Consider the following 18,887-nt stretch of genomic DNA (forward strand, 5'->3'; position numbering starts at 1 on the left):
TCTTTCTACTTTTTCTTTATGCTTTAGTCTTTAAGCTTTCTTAGTTTAATTCTAAAACCAGCGTTGTCTTTGCAGGTACTTTAATTTCTTTAATGGATTGACTTTCGCCTGAAATCACATTCTTCGCAATCGTTATTCCATTTGTTCTTTCCGCAAAGCGATCAGTGTTCAATGTCTTTTCTTTTTCAGTATTGTTCACCGCCACCATTACGGTTCCTTTTGCATTTTCATTGTAACGAAAATAAACATAAACATCATCTTCTGGTACAAATTGCATTAATTTTCCTGTTTGTAAAGAGACGCTGTTTTTACGATAATTGGCTAAAGTTTTAACAAAATTAAATGCTTCGTTTTCTTTGCTTGTTCTACCTTTTGCGATGAACTTATCCTTTTTATCTCCAATCCATCCGCCAGGAAAATCAGAACGAACCAATCCATCTGGATTAGAAAAATTTTTCATTAGAATTTCGGTACCATAATACATTTGAGGAATGCCACGCATGGTTAGCAAAATGGACATTCCCATTTTATATTTATCAAAATCTTCATTCACAACAGAATAAAAACGACTCATATCGTGGTTATCTAAAGCGATACAGTTTTGAGTCGGGTCTTGATATAGGAAATCATGGGCAATCACATCATACAAACGATTCACACCATCTGTCCAGCCATTTTTACCATTTAATGCTTCGTAAATCCCCTCTTTCACTGCCATGTCGGTAATACCAGGCAAATGGGTATTAAAACCACGGTTTACAGTATTCCCTTGAGTAAAGTAAGCCTGATTAGCCACGCCGCTCACAAACGTTTCACCGAAGATGGACAAATTTGGGAATTCCGCTTTCAACTTCAACGCCCAATCGGCCATGTATGCCGGATCGTTGTAAGGATAAGTATCTAAACGTAATCCATCAATGCCTGCATATTCAATCCACCAGATGTGGTTTTGGGTTAAATAATTTTGCACGTAAGGATTTTGCTCATCCAAATCGGGCATAGAAGGCACAAACCAACCATCCAGCATTTTTTTCCGGTCTGCTTGTGAAGCATGCGTATCCATTACTGTTTGATCGCGATAGCTTGTTTGTGTGTATTTTGGCCATTGGTGTACCCAGCTTTTCATGGGTAAATCTTTATAAAACCAATGTCCGGTTCCAATATGGTTGTGTACAATATCTTTAATCACTTTCATGCCTTTCGCATGAGCAGTTTCTACATATTTCTTAAATAATTCGTTTGTTCCGTAACGAGGGTCTATTTTATAATGATCGGTTACCGCATAACCGTGATAAGAAGCCTTTGGCATGTCATTTTCAATCTCTGGAGTCATCCAAACGGTGGTGATGCCTAAATCTTTCAGGTAATCCAGGTGATTGATCACACCCTGAAGATCGCCACCATGGCGGTAGTACATGCTATCGCGATTGAGTGTGGTTTCAGTTAATCCCTTTACCACGTCGTTACTTTTATCACCATTCGAGAAACGATCTGGCATCAATAAGTAAATAAAATCTTTTTGTGTTACTCCTTGAATTCTTCCTTCACTCTTATCGCGATTTTTTAATTCATAGGTGTAGTTCAATAATTTTTTTCCGTTAACTGTAAAGTTAATTGGAAATTTTCCGGCCTTAGCCGTTGAGGCAATGGTTAAATCTAAAAACAGGTAATTTGGATTCTCCACTTTATTAACCTTCACCAGCTTTACGCCAGGATAAGTTAACGATACCGTACTTGATGCAATGTTTTCACCATGTACAATAAGTTGTAATGCCGGATTGTGCATGCCTGTAAACCAGAACATGGGTTCAATACGTTCCAATTTTTGAGCAGATAAATTAATGCCGCAAAAAAGAATGAGCAGTGTGATAAATGTTTTCTTTATTCCAGCAAAATATAATGAATGAGGATGAGCTATAGAAAAAGATGATGGAGTTTCGAGTTTGATCATGCTGAAAATATAAAAGATAAAATCCCAGAAGAACCATGTTCTTCTGGGTATATGTTTAAAATTAGTTTTTCACTAAGGTTGCTTTCTTAGCCGCAACATCTAACGTGATGGTATAAGTGCCGGCAGCAGTAATGGCAATGTTATCTCCACCAGTGGTTAAGGTTCCAAGTGCCCCACCCAAATTAGTCGCCCAGTCATGCTGGAATCTGAATTTTAATGCACCTACCGTTAAGTTGGTTTTAATGGTGTAAAAGTTTGCTTTACCATCATTGGTTACTTTCATATCCGTATCTGTCGTCCAGCCGCCTGGCGTAGCGTCACCAATAATCGACCATTCGTTTGGTGTACCGAAGGCAATGGTCTTTTTATTTAAATCTACTGTTACCTGTTTTACAAGGGCATCAGGAGAGATCAGGTCGCCACCAGAGGTGCTGATATTTCCTGATCCTGCATCACCATAAGCACCATCCCATTTCTTAGCAGGCGTAATTTTGAAAGCGAGGTTATCAGCCGTAAAGGCAATCATTCCGGTGTAAATACCATTGCTTGATAAAGACACTAAACTATCAGCAGTAGTTGGTTCCCAACCTTGATAAGCACCAGGTAAATAAATCCATGCTGAAGCCAGGTAAGGTGTTGCATTTAAAGTAACTACATTAGAATATGTGATATCATTCACAGCTGCACCAGATTTTAGCCTCACCTCTACTTGTGCAGGTGTACCTACTACACCACCTAAAGCCAAAATCATGCTATTGAATTGTGAAACCGTTGGTGCGTATGAGCCTGTGGTTAATACAATTTCTGTGGGTGTACTAAAGTTTTTTCCTTTTAAATCAAATTGTAAGGTTGAAGTGACTGGAACAACGTAACCTGTAACCGTTGAAAGCGGAAAACTTAAAGTAAGGGCCGCTTGTGTACCATTTGATTGCACTAAATTCAGGTTGGTTGACGAAGCCGTTAACGTTCCTGCAGGCGTAATGTTGGAAACGGTTTGTGTTTCCTCCTTTTTGCAAGACCATAGCGATAAGACCATTAAGCCTAACGCCAGGGATTTGAATAATTTTGATTTCATATCTTATTGAAAATTAAGATTAATAACCTGTGTTTTGAACCAGATTTGGATTGGCAATTAAATCGGCTGTTGGAAGGGCGAAAATATTGCGGTATGCCGGAATAGATGCACCAGCTTTCACACCACCTTTATATGGCCACAAATAGGTTGAACCTGCATATTTTCCAAACCGCACTAAATCTGTACGGCGATGTCCTTCCCAATATAATTCACGTCCACGTTCATCCAGATAAAAATCAGTTGTCAGCGCCGCAGCACTCACATTACCTGATGTATTTCCATAAGCCCTGAAACGCAATGCATTTACGTAAGTTAAAGCCTGTGCTGCGCTCCCGCCTGAACCACCACGGGCAACAGCCTCACCATAAATTAAATATTGCTCTGCTAAACGGAATAAAGCAAAATCCATGGAACTGAACACGCCATTTAAAGATGCAGGGGTTGTTCCTCCTGAGGTGACATTTTTGAATTTCGTTACACGCAAACCATCGGTAAAAGTACCCACGTCATCAATTGTATTTTTTGTCCCGAAGAAAACACCACGTTTATCAGCAGTTCCATTGACATCAGGAAATAGCGCAGGTAAATTCTGACGGGTTCTGTTACCGCTCCATCCACCGTTTGGAACACCGTAAGTTGCAGGCAGCATATCTGCGTTAATGGCCGCATTGATTAAGAAAGTGGTACCTCCATAATTTGTTCCGTTAACGCCATCGTAATTAATGGTTAAGATATTCTCTGTATTGTTTTTATCATTATCCGCTTTAAATAAATCCATGTAGTTATCTTTCAAAAAATAGCTTGATGCAATTACTTTACTGGAATAGGTAATGGCTTCAGTATATTTTGCTGTGCCAGTATAAACCTGTGCATTTAAATATAATCTTGCCAATAATGCCCAGTCTGCACCTTTATCTGCACGTCCATAATCGTTTGTGCGCGCATCTGCTAAATCGCCTTCTATGGCTTTCAACTCAGATTCAACATAGCTGAATAAAGCTGCCCGTTGAATTTGTTTAGGCGCTACTTTACCAATATTGTCATCTTCGGTTACGAAAGGTGGATTACCAAAGGCATCTAACAATACCCAATATTGAAAAGCACGTAAAAAACGAGCTTCAGCACGATACCTGGTAATTGCAGTAGCATCTGCACCTGTAATGTTACGACTGGCCAGTTTCTCCGGTGTACTTTCTCTTAAAAATTCGTTACAGAAAGTAATCTGCAATAAACTTCTGGAATATAAACCTCTTAAAAACTGATTATCATTACTCGGTATGCTGTAGTTTAATTCCGGAATCCCTACATCACCCCAGGCGCAAATGGCCTCATCGGTAGTCAGTTCTTGCGAAGTCCAGAATAACCTGAAGAAATCTGCAAAACCAGCATTTAATCCACCAACGTCGCTGTTATCAGAACCTGAAGGACTGGTTAGGGCATAGGTTGCATATAATTTGACTAAGCTATTTTTATATCCGGCCGGAGTGGCGTACACATCATCGGCGGTAACATCATTGGTTGGCTTTAAATTTAAATCCTCCTTTTTGCAGGAATTTAAGGATAAAAGCAATAACCCTGATGCTAATATGATTTTAAATGAATTTTTCATTTTTATGTTTCTTTGATATTAAAAACCAACATTTAAACCCAAAGTATAGGTTCTAGGTCTTGGATATAAATTGAAATCAATACCTGTAGATAATTCAGGATCTAAACCTTTATAATTAGATACAATAAATACATTCTGCACGTTCGCTGAAATTCGCATGGTGGTATTGCTGTTTCTAGAAAGTTTACCCAAATTATAAGATAGGCCAACGTTATCCATTTTCAGGAAGGATGCATTTTTGATAAAATAATCACTCAAATACTGGATACCAGAACTTCCGGAGAAATTGGTGTTATACAAATCTACACCTGCATTATTTAAAATTCCTTGGGTACTTAAGATGTTATTCCTGATGCCAAAGTTTGAGGAGATATTATCATAAACATAGTTACCAATACTTGCCCTCAGCACCGTGGTGGCTGTCCATTTTTTATACGTAAATGAAGTATTAAAACCAAAAGTAAAGTTTGGATCTGGTGATTTGTAGAAATATTGATCGTTGGTATTAATGATACCATCACCATTTAAATCTTCGTAAATTCCTTCCAAAGGCATTCCGTTTGCATTATACACTTGTTTGTAAACAAAGAATGCACTTGGAATCTGGTTAACGGCATTCCACTTTAATGTATTTCCCGTACCGCCAGTAATGTCACCAGCACCAACTTTAGATCCTGCATCAGGATTTAAGGTTAAATTGGTGATTTTTCTTTTGTTGTAAGCTGCATTTACCCCAAACTCCCAGGTTACATTTTCTTTCTGGATAGCAACAAAATTTAAGCTGGCTTCAGCACCTTTTACTTCCATATTCCCTACGTTAGTCGTCAGTAAATTGCTAAAATTCGTACCTACAGGGATGTTAATCGTACTTAATAAATCTTTTGTTTTTTTATAATAAACATCAACACTTCCATACAATCTTCCCTTTAAGAAACCGTAATCCAAGCCTGCATTATAAGTGCTTGTGGTTTCCCATTTCATGTCCGGATCGTATCCGGCAGGGCTATAATAATTATAATAGTCATTTCCAACCTGATATTGACCTTGATTGGTATTGGCATAGTATCTGGAAAGATAATTGTAGTTACCAATCGTTTCACCGTCTTTGTTTCCGGTTTCACCATAACTTAATCTCAGTTTCAAATCAGATACCACTTTGCTATCCTTTAAGAAATTCTCTCCAATAATTCTCCAGGTAAAGCCAGCTGAAGGGAAATATCCCCAACGGTTAGCTTCCGAAAATCTGGAAGATGCATCTGCACGCATGGTACCTGAAAGGATGTATTTATCGGCAAGGGTGTACACAAATCTACCGTAATAAGAAAGCAATTTTTGTCTTTCTACCGAATTGGCAAATACTGGAGTGGTTAATATTTCACCTGTTCCTCTGTATGTTGGAAAATTATAAGTGGTTGTAGCATTATCGTAATAACCATAACCTGCTGTTACATCAAATCTACTTTTAATGCTTTCTACAGTTTTAGCATAATTTAAATAGAATTCGGAAAATTTATCAGAACCTGTATTTTGTCTGCTTTCGTAATAACCATTGGTTGAGGCACGTTGCGCTGCATAAATGGGTACAGCAGTAGAGCCAGATCCTTTAGAAACATCATAACCTAAGTTTAGATTTGCATGTAATTCTGGCAAGAAGTGAAATGAATAATCAAACCTGGCATTACCAAAACTTCTGGCCACATCACCTTGATTATTTTGCTGTCTGATTAAAGCAACCGGATTACGTGGTGCATTCGGGTTGGGAACAGCTGCTGCTCCGGTTCCTGAAATCCACTCGTAATAACCACCGAATTTATTATCAGCGTAAACTGGCTGAGTCGGGTCAAATTGAATGGCATTTTGAATGGCTGCATCATTTGGATATTGAGAGTTGCTTAGCGTACCTTTTAAACTTAAATCAATTTTTAAATGATCTTTAAACAAACGCGGCGATAAAGTAAATCCGCCAGTTGCCCTTTTTAGTTTTCCGGTAATGACCACACCATCCTGATCCAGATACCCTGCCGAAACACGGTAAGGAACACCTTTAAACGATCCGGCAATGCTTAAGTTATTATCTGTAGAGAAGGCATTCTGATAAATTTCATCCTGCCAATCAGTGCTGGCCGTACCAAGCAATGCTTTCTGAGCAGCCGTTCCATTTGCATTTACATAAGCACGAACCTGATCTGCAGAAAACACATCTACTTTTTTAGCTACCGTAGCAATAGAATTATTGGTACTGAAATTAATTACCGGCGCACCTGAGGCACCTTTCTTGGTGGTGATTAAGATGACACCATTTGATGCTCTTGATCCATAAATGGCAGTTGCATTGGCATCTTTTAATACCGTAAAGGTTTCAATGTCATTCGGGTTAATTAAAGATAGCGGACTTGGTGCGTTACCAATACTATTTCCACTGAAAGGAACACCGTCTACCACAATAAGTGGGTCGTTGCTTGCATTCAAAGATGCGCCACCACGGATACGGATCTGACTTCCTGAACCAGGGGCACCGCCACCAGAAATAATGTTAACACCAGCTACTTTCCCTTGAATTAACTGTTCGGGATTAGTAATGGTACCTTTCTGGAAATCTTTTGCACTTACCGTAGTAATAGAACCCGTTAAGTTTTTCTTTTCAGCAGTACCGTAGCCGATCACCACTACCTCATTCAGTTTCTGTGCATCGGGCACCAGTTGAAAGTTAACTGTTGCATTTCCGGTAACGCTTACTGCTTTATCAAGTGTTTGGTAGCCAATAAAACTGGCAGATAAGGTTACCGAACCATTCGATAAACCTGCAAGTTTGAAATTTCCGGAACCATCTGTTGATGTACTTCTGGTGGTACCTTTTACAACCACAGAAGCACCAGGTAATGGCAGACCGGTTTCATCAAGCACTTTTCCGGAAATTGATCCGGATTGTGCTTTTACGATTAATGCTGAAAAAACTAACAGCACCAAAAGCCCCTGTTTTAACAGGTAAAATACTCTCATATTCGAAGCTCGTTTAAGTATAAAAATTTGGTTAAATATTATAGTGATTTACACACAGGCCTAATTTACAGCGCAGAATGAGATTTCAAAATTTATTTAAAAAATATATTTGAGGTGAAAATAAAGCGGATTTAAAATGATTGTTTCCTTAACTTTTTCTGAAAATAAAAAATTATAAAAAATGGATTATAAAAAATAAAACACTTACAATCAATTAGTTAAAAATGTAAAAACAATATTTAAAGTGTATTTTTTACACTAAGCCTATTTCGGCCTATTTTTCGGGAACGTTCCCGAAAAATGAAGAACGAAATCCATGGTGTTTTCGGGAACGTTCCCGAAATTTGATCAGAATTCTGCTTATTTTACACTAAGTGAAGATTTTTTTTAACTTTTTTGACCTTCAAAAGAAGGCGATTTTCAGGCTTTTTTTAGCTGATTTACCGTAGAATTTCTGATGATTATCTCAGACTCCAAAACCACTTCATTTAAGAAGTTTTTATCTTGCTCACAATCCAGAATTTTGAATAATAACTTCGCCGCTTCATCACCAATTTCTGCTGCAGGTTGTGTAATGGTAGTCAGTGATGGATTTAACAGTGGTGCAATTTCCAGGCTGGAAAAACTAATTACTTTTAAGTCATCAGGAATGCTGATTTCTAAATCATAACAGGCGTAATAGGTGGCAAAAGCCAGGCGTTCAACAGATGTAAAAACACCATCTGGCTTTAAATCAGTTAATGCGTTCTTAATAATGATGCTGTTTTCATCATAACTATTGGTACAATCCACAATCAATTGCTCTTCAAAATCTATTTGGTGTTTGGCTAAAGCATCTAGATAGCCCTGCATCCGCGTTTTACCAATGGATAAACTTTTGTTTACCACCAGATAGGCAATCCGTTGGCAACCTTGTGCTATCAAGTGCTCTGTTGCTAAAAAACTGCTCTTGTAGTCATTCGTAACTACCCTTGGTGTGGCAATGTCTTCGTAAATTCTATCAAAAAACACTAGAGGCAGGCGTTTCGTACCAAACTCATTCAGGTAATTGTGGTCGTTGGCTTCTCCGGAAACAGACATAATAATACCATCAGCCCGGCCATTATGCAAATGCTTAATAAAGGTTACCTCTTTATGATAATCATCATCGGTTACGTAAATAAGGATGTGATAACCATTTGCCCGGGCTACACGCTCAATACCATGTATCGCTTGTGAAAAATAGTTATTGGCCAGCTCAGGAACAATCACCGCAATGGTTTTGCTTTTTTGTTCCCTTAAATTACTGGCATAGTGGTTAGGCTGATAATTTAATTCTTTGGCCTTGGCGAGAATCCGTTCTTTGGTTGCTCCATTAATATCGCTGTTATCTCTAAAAGCCCGTGAAATTGTAGAAGTTGATAAATTTAAGGCTTCTGCTAATTTCTTGATATTAATATGATCCATTTGGCTCTAGACGCTAGATTGATAAATTTTGCTGTAAATATAGATTATAAAATCACTTTTTAATTTTCTTCCTTATCGTTCGCTTATAAAGAGGATATTTTTAGGCTGTATTTTGGATCAAGTTTCTTTAATACATCACCTTATTGTATTTAGGTAACAGGCAATTAATACCCTTAAACATCGCTAAAAGTGCATAAATAAATAATCTAATTTTTTAAAACAAAAAACAAGCTTTATACATTAATACTATTAGAGAATTTATGATATTTGCTTTTCACCAATAAACACTAACTAATAAGACAAAATCTACACTAAATGGGAATTAAGAAAATACTCATCGCCGATGATGATGAAGGGATTGTGGATGCAATAACGATGATATTGGAGGTAATGGGCTATGATGTTGAATTCACTTATGATGGTGGCGCAGTGGTTGATGCCGTTAAAAATAAACCTGATTTAATTTTGCTCGACATCTGGATGAGTGGACATGATGGTCGCGACATTTGTAAATTACTAAAGGGTGATCTTCAATATCAACAAATTCCTATTTTAATGATTTCAGCTAGCCGGGATATCAGACAATCTGCATTGGATGCCGGTGCGAATGATTTTATGGAGAAGCCTTTTGAGATGGATGCCTTATTGAATAAGGTTAAGGAGCTTTTAAATTAGCCTTTCTTCAAAATTACTTTTAAAATCATTAGTTATTATAAAGCTTATTCTACTGTATTAAATCATCAAGGTTAATCTTTTGTAAAGAAAGATATTGATCATTTGATATCATGATAATTTTTCGAAATTTAACAGCTGTCTTTTAGAACAAAACGCTGAAAGCCATCATCCCATAAATGTCCGATCAGCCTGAAAGCACTTTAAGAAAGATTATTCATATTGACATGGATGCCTTCTATGCGTCGGTAGAACAACGTGATTTTCCGGAATACAGAGGAAAACCACTTGTGGTTGGTGGCAAGCCAGATAGCCGTGGCGTGGTTGCCACAGCCAGTTATGAAGCTCGGCAGTATGGCATTCGTTCTGCCATGTCTTGCAGCAAAGCATATCAACTTTGCCCCACAGCCATATTTGTATATCCTCGGTTTGATGCCTATGCAGCGGTATCAAAGGCTATCAGAGAAATATTCAGCCGCTATACGGATATCATTGAGCCGCTTTCACTTGATGAGGCTTATTTAGATGTTACGGAAGATAAACTTGGCATCGGTTCGGCAATTGATATCGCAAAATCAATTAAAGATGCCATTAAGAATGAATTGAACCTTACCGCATCTGCGGGCGTTTCCATCAATAAATTCGTGGCTAAAGTGGCATCAGATATGAACAAACCTGATGGCTTGACTTTTATCGGTCCTTCAAAAATTAAGGCTTTTATGGAGAAACTTCCGGTAGAAAAGTTTTTTGGTGTTGGTAAAGTTACAGCTGCAAAAATGAAGGCCATGCAAATTAACACGGGTGCAGATTTGAAAAACCTAAGCGAATCGCAACTTATTGCACAGTTTGGAAAGTCAGGCAAATTTTATTATAAAATTGTGCGTGGACTGGATCATCGACCTGTTCAATCGCACCGGGAAACAAAATCTGTTGGTGCAGAAGATACCTTATCTGAAGACACCAACGACCTGGCAACACTTCATGATTTATTAAAACAGATTAGTGAAACGGTAGCCGCCAGGTTAGAGAAACATCAGTTAAAAGGTAAAACCATTACCCTGAAAATTAAATTTGAAGATTTTAAACAAATTACCAGAAGCCGTTCATTTTCAACACCATTTAATCAGGCTGAACAAATGTTTCAGGAAGCCGTAAAACTATTAGAAGAAGCTCAATTAGGCACGGCGAAAGTTCGTCTACTTGGCATTACCTTATCTCGTTTTTATGAAGAAATGCCACCAGAAGAAACTGAAAGCAATCAACTTGAATTTGATTTCTGATCTGCACTGGCATAACACTTAATCAACTTATTTTTGGTAACAGCTTGACAAAGAAAAAAATTGAGAGCGTCAATTTTTTCTTTAAATAAGCCTTAAATCAAAAGTAAAAGATTAATTAAATCTTATCTTTAATGTGTTTTCAACCATTCCAGTCTGCGCTGATCTGGCAAATGTTTCACTTTAAAATTTTCGAATTTTGCCTCAAAGCCATTCCCATCCGGACTGGCAGCCATTAAACCTATCATTACAGGTGTATTATCTTGTAAAGGTGCATTTCGGGTCATGATGTAATTTTTATCATCCAAAGAGTAAAAAATCTCTACTGCATCAAGTCGGCGTACCACTTTAATCCAGATAAATGGCGGCACTTTTTCTAACGGAAGCACACTCCAATCGCTTTTATCATGCGTAACTACTGTGCTGATGTTAAATTTTCCATCTACAAACTCCACCCCTGTTTTGATATAATTTTGATGATCTATCCGGATCATCAACCCCATTTGATCGAATCGGGCTTTATAGTCCCCGGTGAGTTTTACCTTTGCTTCGAATTCGCCACCATAGGTAGCATAATAAAATGGCGCATCATCAACAGTAAAGCCATAATGAGAAATACGCCAGTAATCGCTGTTTGGTGTAACCTGCATGGTTAAGGCATTGTTCTTAACTTCCCATTTATCTGGTTCATTAAACCACTGCATTTTTTCTAAACTTTGCGCCTTTACTTCGTTCAGACCGCATAAAATACCTATTGCCAAAAGAATTCTTTTCATTTAATATGATTGATTAATTTATGGTGATCACCTATTTAGAGCGTGTAAGCAATTGAAACATTTAATCCATTTGCTCAATCACCATCCAAATGAGTAAGTTCGCAAAGTTATTTAACGCTTCAGCCAATTTCAATGGTCATAAATAACCATCAATTTTTAGTTAAATGCGAGATCTGCTAGATATTAAACTCTTGTCTCAATCTTTTGAAACGATCCAAAATCCTGATGAAAAACTGGATAACGCGAAGCGTATTGCCCAGATGTATAGTCAGTTTGAAAACTGTATTGCAGTTTTAAGTGACATTAAAGCCAGGAAAAGCTTCCTTTACTACGGCGCTTTAGCTAGTCAGCTTGGACTCTCTGAACAGGATCAGGAAATCAAATCCATTTGGGAAGATCAATTATTATGCAAGGTACATCCAGAAGATTTACAGAAAAAATACAGGCTTGAATTTCAGTTTTTCAAACATCTTCATCACACACCTGCTGAAGAACGAATGGATTATGAGGTCATCACCAAACTTAGAATTAAAAACAGGGAGAGTAAATACGTGTTAGTCCGGCATCGTTTATTATATATCTCCAGTTCGGATGATGGCAGTATCTGGTTGGCACTGTGCCTCTACCACATGATTTATGACCATCCGGAATTTGAGGTTCCACAGGGCATAATAATCAATAATAAAAGTGGTAAAATTATTGAACAGAATGAAGTGCAGTTTAGCGTGCTGCTCTCCACAAGGGAAAAAGAGGTTTTACAGTTAATTAAACGTGGACGAAGAAGCAAAGAGATTGCGGATAAGCTGGCGCTAAGCATCAATACCATCAATCGCCACAGACAAAATATATTTCAAAAGCTGAATGTGAGTAATGCGATGGAAGCTTGTAGAATGGCTGAAACCATGGGACTGGTATAAAAAGTGAATATGCATAGCACTAAACAACAGCATATATTAAATGTAGAATCTTTGATATATTTCATTTAACATAAAAATGACAACTAAACGTATGATGTTTAAATCATACATCATACGTTTGCATCATGAATTCCGCTACAAGCCAAAAAAGTTTATCTCAGAAAATTTCCGCAGCCATCAGAGCAGATATCATTGATGGCAAATTTGAAGTTGGATCGAAGATTCCATCAGAACCAGATTTAATGGTAAGTTATGGCGTCGGTCGTTCAACCATCAGAGAAGCCATCAAATCTTTAAGTCAGGCAGGCGTACTTACCGTTAGGCAAGGTTACGGGACAATTGTAAATGACATTTCCAATGAACCTATCGAGGAACGCCTAAAAAATTCTGATTTCCAGGAAATAAATTATGTAAGAAGTCTGTTAGAAAAGGAAATGGTAACATTGGCGGTGAAGAACAGAAATGATCAGCACCTGTCTTTAATGGAAAATGCCCTAAACCATCGAAAAGCGGCTATTGTTGAAGGAAATCATGAAGCATGTATTACAGCTGATCTGGAATTCCACACCAGAATTGCTGAAGCATCAGGAAATAAAGTACTCTTCGATTTATACAAAAGTTTTACCAGCATCATTCGCGACTTTTTTACCCGACGTGAGCCTTCCGGAATCACTCAATTTGCCATGAGCCACCATTTACATGAAACACTTCTGACTGCCATAAAGGAACAAAATATGGATCAGGCTCTATCCACCATCACATACATATTAAATAACAATCATTAAATATTCAAAAAATGTCAATTGTAACTTTCACCATTATACTCATTTTAGGCGCTTACCTCGCTGGTCTTGTCGGATCATTAACTGGCTTAGGAGGCGGAGTTGTTGTGATCCCTTTATTAACCCTTGTTTTTCACGTAGATATCCGTTACGCCATTGGTGCTGCTTTACTAGCTTCCATCGCAAATTCTTCTGGTGCTGCAAGTGCTTACATTAAAGAAGGAATGACCAACATCAGACTGGGAATGTTCCTCGAAATTGCCACAACTGTTGGTGCGGTAATAGGTGCACTAATTGCGGTGTACACTCCAACGAATACTATAGCCATTCTATTCGGTGCCGTGCTACTTTTTTCTGCAGCCATGACATTAAGAAAGAAAAATCAGGAAGCTTTAACGGAAGGAAGCAAGTGGTCTGCCCGACTGAAGCTTGATAATAGCTATCCTACCCCTAACGGAGTAGTTAATTACAAATTAAAGAATATAGGAGGTGGCTTTTCTATTATGACACTTGCAGGCGTAATGTCTGGGCTATTGGGTATAGGATCTGGTGCTTTGAAGGTTTTGGCCATGGATACTACGATGAAAATACCTTTCAAAGTGAGCACAACAACCAGTAATTTCATGATTGGCGTTACGGCTGCGGCCAGTGCTGTGGTATATCTGCAACGTGGCTATATGGATCCGGGCATTGCCTTTCCCGTGGTACTGGGCGTATTGGGTGGCGCATTTACCGGAGCAAAACTATTAACTAAAATCAATCCGACAACACTGAGATGGATCTTTTGTATCGCCATCACTTTTGTAGCACTTGAAATGATATACAACGGATTACAACATAATTTTTAATCGAAGGAAAAATGAATCAGAAAATAGAACCAGCATCATTGCACGAAAGAGATGTGGAGAAAACCGTCGGAAAGTTATTAAGAACCGGCGTGATCATAGCCAGTATTGTGGTATTGGCTGGAGGTACACTTTACCTTAAAACATACGGCGGCTTAGCCAGACCAGATTATCATATTTTTAAAGGAGAAGAATCAAGCCTAATCACTTTTGATGGAATTTTTAAGGGCTTGTTTACAGCAAAACCTGCAGGCATTATCCAATTTGGTGTATTGTTATTAATTCTGACACCAATTTTCAGGATATTATTTTCATTGGTTGCCTTTGCTATCGAAAGAGATAGGCTTTATGTTTGTATCACCTTAATTGTATTAAGCATTATTTTAGCCAGTACATTTGGTGGGCTAAATATTTAGAATTTAAAAACCCCATTGAAACTGATGAAGTTAATAATCGACTTACGAGGTTTATTAAGCCAGTACGAAGGAAATACTTCCTCAGTCTAATAAGAAAATAAAAAGCCTCTCAGTTTCCTGAAAGGCTTAGTGTGGGAAATGAGGGGTTCGAACCCCCGACCCCCTCGGTGTAAACGAGGTGCTCTGAACCAGCTGAGCTAATTTCCCTTTTGTTAAAAGTTTTTGTTATTAATAATCTTTCAAATCCTTGAAAGTTGTGTGGGAAATGAGGGGTTCGAACCCCCGACCCCCTCGGTGTAAACGAGGTGCTCTGAACCAGCTGAGCTAATTTCCCTTTCCTTTTGGGAATGCAAATATAGCGCTATAATCTTGTTTCGCAAATCTTTTTTGTTTTTTTTCAGCTTAACAATGTTTCTAAAATTTTATGCGATTGCACTTCACCAAATGACGCAGTATGTAAGGTATAGAAAACCAATATCTTATCAAGAAGAAACCTCCTTCGGACATTACTCATTTTTAATTCAGAAATTTTTTCCAAAGGGGTATTAAATAAAGAAATAAAGCTTTGTGCATCCTCGAGCTGAAGATAATTTGAGTGAATGGGCAAACGAGAAACAAATTCACCTTCCTGCAAATCAAAATAAACCTGATCATTTCGTTTTTTCTCATTTGGAGAAAAGCCTAAAAATCTGGTCAGCTTCAACAAAAATGATAAATGGAAGTTTGGATTAGTTTCTTCCACTTCATCAAACCAGGCAATTGAATTAAAAAGATAATCGAAAAGACTTTCATCTGCTGATTGTTGCCTGATACTCTTATAAAGTACTTCGTTTAAAAAGATAACAATGCTGGTTTTAACAATATCGTAAGGAATGGTTTTAAACACCGGGGTTTGCCGAAGCTCAGAAATGCGCTGAATATTAGTATTTGCTTTATGATAAACCACCATATCTAAAAGATGTAACGACTGAAGCATATTCATCTTAATCTTCGCCTTTGGCTTTTTCACACCGTTGATCAAGTATGATTGCATTCCAAATTTATCAGTAAGAACCTGTACAATTACACTGGTTTCACTATAATTAGTGGTTTTTAAAACTATACCCCTCACTTTGTGCAACATCTTACGGAATCATTTTTTCAAAAGTATGTTATTTGTGCAAATTTAATTGTACCAAAAGTGATTACGATTTGTAAATAAGATTAGTTTTGTCGTTATCATTAAAATTTAAACCAGACAACACAATGTGGGTGAAGCTATCAAGGTTTATTCTTCAGAATCGAATTGCAATCATTGTTTTTTTTGTATTAGGCACCATCTTCATGGCTTACCAGGCCAAGAATGTAAAACTCTCTTATACGGGAAGTAAAATTTTACCGGTTACCGATAGCGCATTTGTAAAATACAACGCATTTAAAAAAACTTTTGGTGAAGATGGCAGTGTAATGGTTGTCGGAATTCAATCTCCTGATATTTTTAAGAAGGAAATCTATAACCAATGGGTTCAACTTTCTAGCGATATTCAAAAATTAAAGGGTATAAAACAGGTTCTATCATCTGGTCGGATTTTTCAGTTGGAAAAGGATACTGTAAATCAAAAGTTTACCTTAAAAGCAATTCCAGGTGGGTTGGTTGCTACTGATGCAGAAATGGATTCCATCAAAAGCACCCTCTACAATACACCGTTTTTTGAAGGCCTTGTTTACAATAAACAAAACGCCACGCTAATGGCGATTACCTTTGATACTAAAATATTAAACACGTCTGCGAGAAATCCGATTTTAAAACAAATTGAAGAAAAAGCAAAGGCATTTCAGAAAAAAACCAACATCCATGTTCATATTTCAGGTTTGCCATATATCCGAACTGCCGTAAGCAAATTAGTAAGTAATGAGTTTGTGCTTTTTCTGGGTTTATCTATTCTGGTTTCAGTAGCGATTCTATTATTCTTTTTTAAAAGGTTTTATGCGGTTTTCTTCCCCATTCTGGTGGTAATTATGGGCGTTATCTGGAGTATCGGAACATTGGTTTTATTTGGATTCGAGCTCACCATTTTAACAGGCTTGATTCCACCACTCATCGTGATTATTGGCATTCCGAATAGTATTTTACTGTTAAATAAATACCAGAATGAAATACGAAAGGATGGAGACAAACAGAGGGCGTTAAATATCACCATTGAAAGAATTGCAGTGACTACCCTCATCGCTAATATTACGGCTGCGATTGGTTTTGGCGTGTTATATTTTACAGGAAGCGAATTGTTGATGCAATTTGGAAGCGTAGCATCCATTAATGTGATGATTACCTGGTTAATGTGCCTATGTTTAATTCCGATTATTTTCAGCTACCTGCCAGCACCAAAATTAAAAGCACAGACACATGTTGAAGAGGGCTTTCTACACAAATTATTAATTAAAACAGATCATCTGGTACAACAAAGAAGCAGCTTGATTTACCTGGCTACCATTTTAATTTCTATTATCGCAATCATTGGGGTATTGAAAATAAATGTAAATGGTTATGTGGTTGATGATTTGCCTAAAAATTCTGAAATCTTAACTGATTTAAAGTTTTTCGAGAAAAATTTTGAAGGAATTTTGCCCTTAGAAGTTAGTGTTGATACGAAGAAAAAGAATGGCGTATTTAATTTAACCAACCTGAAAAGGATGGAGAAAATGGAAAGAATGATTGCCGCCTATCCGGAATTCTCCCGATCTATTTCAGTTAATATGGGTTTAAAATATGCGACTCAGGCTTTTTACAACAATGATTCAACCTTTTTCCGATTACCAGATAATATGGAGAAAAACTTCATTCTGGCTTATATCGCAAATGGTGGAAAAGGAAACTCAAATCTACTAACCAATTTCATCAGCAAAGGCAATCAGAGTACGAGAATCAGTTTCCAAATGGCTGATGTAGGTTCTAAACGCCTTGATGCAATTATGGCTGAATTAAAACCTCGTATTGATAGCATTTTACCACCTGATAAATTTGATGTAGAGCTTACCGGCTCAAGCGTAATCTTTTCTAAGGGAACGGATTATATGCTCAAACACTTATTTGAAAGCATTGGCTTAGCAATTATCTTAATTTCACTTTTACGTCTTGCGCAATTTAAGAGCTTAGGTATTATGTTTATTTCTTTGCTTCCAAACATTGTTCCTTTAATTATTACTGCAGGAATTATGGGTTATTTTAACATTTCTTTAAAACCATCAACAATTCTAATTTTTACCATCGCATTTGGACTGGCCTCAGATCAGACCATCTATTTCCTCACCCGTTATCAGCAGGAAATTATCCTGACTAATTTCTCCGTTCCTAAGGTGATTAAAGACACCATCACGGAAACCGGGGTGAGCATGACGCACATTGCCCTAATCTTGTTTTTTGGTTTTGGAATTTTCACTGCATCAACTTTTGGAGGAACCGTAATTTTAGGCTTATTACTTTCTATTACCTTGTTTGTTGCGCTGATTTTCAACCTTACGCTATTGCCTGCTTTGGTTTTATGGCTGGATAAAAAGAAAATTAGAAAATTTATTTCTGATGATGAATCGGCAAAAAATGCTGCTGAATTTGATCATTAGAATTATTTATTTTATAATAAGATAGCGCAGGATTTAATCTTCTTTTCGGTTGGTATCAACCTACCAAAACACTGATTATAGTACATTGGTTGGTGAGACACCAACCAATAGGAAGAAAAGAATTACAATAAACCTCGCAGATTTTCTTTATTCTGTAGCCGGCTTTTCTTCCTCCTCATCTACTGGAACCTCAACATTAGGATCAGTTAAAATCTCTGCATTCCCATCCCGATCTTTTTTAGCAAAAAGGATGGGATATAACATCCATAATGCGCCAATCATGACTAAAATACCCGCAATCATTTGCAGATATCTCGCACCATTAACATCAGAAGCATCTAAAACGAGATAAAGAATATAAAAGATCACGCCAGCAATAAGTACTAGAACAGCTTTCTGTAGTTTTAATAGTTTAATCATCGGGACATATTTTTAGATTAATAATATGAAATAAAACGCAAATAATTCCTAATAGTTCTAAAGCTGGCAAAAATAAAAACCATAAATCATTAATTTATTTGTTG

15 protein-coding genes and 2 tRNA genes are annotated in these 18,887 nt (G+C 37.3%); 7 read left to right on the top strand and 10 right to left on the bottom strand.

The genetic code is table 11. The annotated features are described in order from the left end of the window. Positions 1-40 precede the first annotated feature (40 nt). The 5 genes from EV200_RS13610 to EV200_RS13630 all read right to left on the bottom strand — a co-directional run bounded on the left by EV200_RS13610 (position 41) and on the right by EV200_RS13630 (position 9,081). Positions 41-1,951, bottom strand: a complete 1,911-nt coding sequence (locus EV200_RS13610; RefSeq protein ID WP_132533520.1) for a glycoside hydrolase family 13 protein — start codon at positions 1,949-1,951, stop codon at positions 41-43. Between the two features lie 61 nt (positions 1,952-2,012). Next, on the bottom strand, positions 2,013-3,026 hold the full coding sequence (locus tag EV200_RS13615) for a SusE domain-containing protein (protein ID WP_132533522.1): 1,014 nt from the start codon (positions 3,024-3,026) through the stop codon (positions 2,013-2,015). A gap of 19 nt (positions 3,027-3,045) precedes the next feature. Next, the gene (locus tag EV200_RS13620; protein ID WP_132533524.1) at positions 3,046-4,635 is read right to left on the bottom strand and encodes a RagB/SusD family nutrient uptake outer membrane protein; all 1,590 of its coding nucleotides are present in this window, start codon (positions 4,633-4,635) and stop codon (positions 3,046-3,048) included. Between the two features lie 18 nt (positions 4,636-4,653). Beyond that, positions 4,654-7,635 carry a SusC/RagA family TonB-linked outer membrane protein gene (locus EV200_RS13625; RefSeq protein WP_132533526.1) on the bottom strand — a complete coding sequence of 994 codons (2,982 nt, stop codon included), beginning with the start codon at positions 7,633-7,635 and terminating at the stop codon, positions 4,654-4,656. Between the two features lie 420 nt (positions 7,636-8,055). Beyond that, entirely contained in the window at positions 8,056-9,081 is a 1,026-nt protein-coding gene (locus EV200_RS13630; protein WP_132533528.1) for a LacI family DNA-binding transcriptional regulator, read from the bottom strand. 315 nt (positions 9,082-9,396) lie between these two features. On the opposite strand from EV200_RS13630, the gene EV200_RS13635 reads away from it, so the two are divergent. Together EV200_RS13635 and dinB are read left to right on the top strand one after the other, a co-directional pair. Further along, on the top strand, positions 9,397-9,756 hold the full coding sequence (locus EV200_RS13635) for a response regulator (RefSeq protein WP_132533530.1): 360 nt from the start codon (positions 9,397-9,399) through the stop codon (positions 9,754-9,756). Between the two features lie 176 nt (positions 9,757-9,932). Further along, the gene (dinB, locus tag EV200_RS13640) at positions 9,933-11,033 is read left to right on the top strand and encodes a DNA polymerase IV (RefSeq protein ID WP_132533532.1); all 1,101 of its coding nucleotides are present in this window, start codon (positions 9,933-9,935) and stop codon (positions 11,031-11,033) included. Positions 11,034-11,161: 128 nt separating this feature from the next. Here dinB and EV200_RS13645 read toward each other — a convergent pair whose 3' ends face one another. Continuing rightward, entirely contained in the window at positions 11,162-11,806 is a 645-nt protein-coding gene (locus EV200_RS13645) for a DUF1349 domain-containing protein (protein ID WP_132533535.1), read from the bottom strand. Positions 11,807-11,970: 164 nt separating this feature from the next. Between EV200_RS13645 and EV200_RS13650 the strand changes: the two genes are divergently transcribed. The 4 genes from EV200_RS13650 (at position 11,971) to EV200_RS13665 (ending at position 14,766) form a co-directional block, all read left to right on the top strand. Further along, positions 11,971-12,723: a response regulator transcription factor gene (locus EV200_RS13650; protein WP_132533537.1), complete on the top strand. Its 753-nt coding sequence runs from the start codon at positions 11,971-11,973 to the stop codon at positions 12,721-12,723. 125 nt (positions 12,724-12,848) lie between these two features. Continuing rightward, the gene (locus EV200_RS13655; RefSeq protein ID WP_132533539.1) at positions 12,849-13,508 is read left to right on the top strand and encodes a FadR/GntR family transcriptional regulator; all 660 of its coding nucleotides are present in this window, start codon (positions 12,849-12,851) and stop codon (positions 13,506-13,508) included. 11 nt (positions 13,509-13,519) lie between these two features. After that, the gene (locus EV200_RS13660) at positions 13,520-14,353 is read left to right on the top strand and encodes a sulfite exporter TauE/SafE family protein (protein ID WP_132533541.1); all 834 of its coding nucleotides are present in this window, start codon (positions 13,520-13,522) and stop codon (positions 14,351-14,353) included. A gap of 11 nt (positions 14,354-14,364) precedes the next feature. Further along, on the top strand, positions 14,365-14,766 hold the full coding sequence (locus tag EV200_RS13665; RefSeq protein ID WP_132533543.1) for a DUF1634 domain-containing protein: 402 nt from the start codon (positions 14,365-14,367) through the stop codon (positions 14,764-14,766). Between the two features lie 132 nt (positions 14,767-14,898). Here EV200_RS13665 and EV200_RS13670 read toward each other — a convergent pair. The 3 genes from EV200_RS13670 to recO form a co-directional block, all read right to left on the bottom strand. Further along, a tRNA-Val gene (locus tag EV200_RS13670) sits at positions 14,899-14,973 on the bottom strand. Between the two features lie 52 nt (positions 14,974-15,025). After that, a tRNA-Val gene (locus EV200_RS13675) sits at positions 15,026-15,100 on the bottom strand. 63 nt (positions 15,101-15,163) lie between these two features. Then, on the bottom strand, positions 15,164-15,889 hold the full coding sequence (gene recO / locus EV200_RS13680) for a DNA repair protein RecO (protein ID WP_132533545.1): 726 nt from the start codon (positions 15,887-15,889) through the stop codon (positions 15,164-15,166). Positions 15,890-15,975: 86 nt separating this feature from the next. On the opposite strand from recO, the gene EV200_RS13685 reads away from it, so the two are divergent. After that, positions 15,976-18,363, top strand: coding sequence for an efflux RND transporter permease subunit (locus EV200_RS13685; protein ID WP_244313004.1), 2,388 nt, complete (start codon positions 15,976-15,978; stop codon positions 18,361-18,363). A gap of 147 nt (positions 18,364-18,510) precedes the next feature. On the opposite strand, the gene EV200_RS13690 is transcribed toward EV200_RS13685, so the two are convergent. Further along, the gene (locus EV200_RS13690) at positions 18,511-18,783 is read right to left on the bottom strand and encodes an isoleucyl-tRNA synthetase (RefSeq protein ID WP_132533547.1); all 273 of its coding nucleotides are present in this window, start codon (positions 18,781-18,783) and stop codon (positions 18,511-18,513) included. Positions 18,784-18,887: the final 104 nt, after the last annotated feature.

The organism is Pedobacter psychrotolerans (assembly GCF_004340665.1).
GTDB lineage: Bacteria > Bacteroidota > Bacteroidia > Sphingobacteriales > Sphingobacteriaceae > Pedobacter > Pedobacter psychrotolerans.

What these genes read in the sequence shown, in the direction of transcription:
- EV200_RS13660 (WP_132533541.1), top strand. Translation starts at nt 13,520, where the DNA reads ATGTCAATTGTAACTTTCACCATTATACTCATTTTAGGCGCTTACCTC.
- EV200_RS13650 (WP_132533537.1), top strand. Translation starts at nt 11,971, where the DNA reads ATGCGAGATCTGCTAGATATTAAACTCTTGTCTCAATCTTTTGAAACG.
- EV200_RS13625 (WP_132533526.1), bottom strand. Translation starts at nt 7,635, where the DNA reads ATGAGAGTATTTTACCTGTTAAAACAGGGGCTTTTGGTGCTGTTAGTT.
- EV200_RS13645 (WP_132533535.1), bottom strand. Translation starts at nt 11,806, where the DNA reads ATGAAAAGAATTCTTTTGGCAATAGGTATTTTATGCGGTCTGAACGAA.
- EV200_RS13620 (WP_132533524.1), bottom strand. Translation starts at nt 4,635, where the DNA reads ATGAAAAATTCATTTAAAATCATATTAGCATCAGGGTTATTGCTTTTA.
- EV200_RS13635 (WP_132533530.1), top strand. Translation starts at nt 9,397, where the DNA reads ATGGGAATTAAGAAAATACTCATCGCCGATGATGATGAAGGGATTGTG.
- EV200_RS13690 (WP_132533547.1), bottom strand. Translation starts at nt 18,783, where the DNA reads ATGATTAAACTATTAAAACTACAGAAAGCTGTTCTAGTACTTATTGCT.
- EV200_RS13610 (WP_132533520.1), bottom strand. Translation starts at nt 1,951, where the DNA reads ATGATCAAACTCGAAACTCCATCATCTTTTTCTATAGCTCATCCTCAT.
- recO (WP_132533545.1), bottom strand. Translation starts at nt 15,889, where the DNA reads ATGTTGCACAAAGTGAGGGGTATAGTTTTAAAAACCACTAATTATAGT.
- EV200_RS13665 (WP_132533543.1), top strand. Translation starts at nt 14,365, where the DNA reads ATGAATCAGAAAATAGAACCAGCATCATTGCACGAAAGAGATGTGGAG.
- EV200_RS13615 (WP_132533522.1), bottom strand. Translation starts at nt 3,026, where the DNA reads ATGAAATCAAAATTATTCAAATCCCTGGCGTTAGGCTTAATGGTCTTA.
- EV200_RS13630 (WP_132533528.1), bottom strand. Translation starts at nt 9,081, where the DNA reads ATGGATCATATTAATATCAAGAAATTAGCAGAAGCCTTAAATTTATCA.
- dinB (WP_132533532.1), top strand. Translation starts at nt 9,933, where the DNA reads ATGTCCGATCAGCCTGAAAGCACTTTAAGAAAGATTATTCATATTGAC.
- EV200_RS13655 (WP_132533539.1), top strand. Translation starts at nt 12,849, where the DNA reads ATGAATTCCGCTACAAGCCAAAAAAGTTTATCTCAGAAAATTTCCGCA.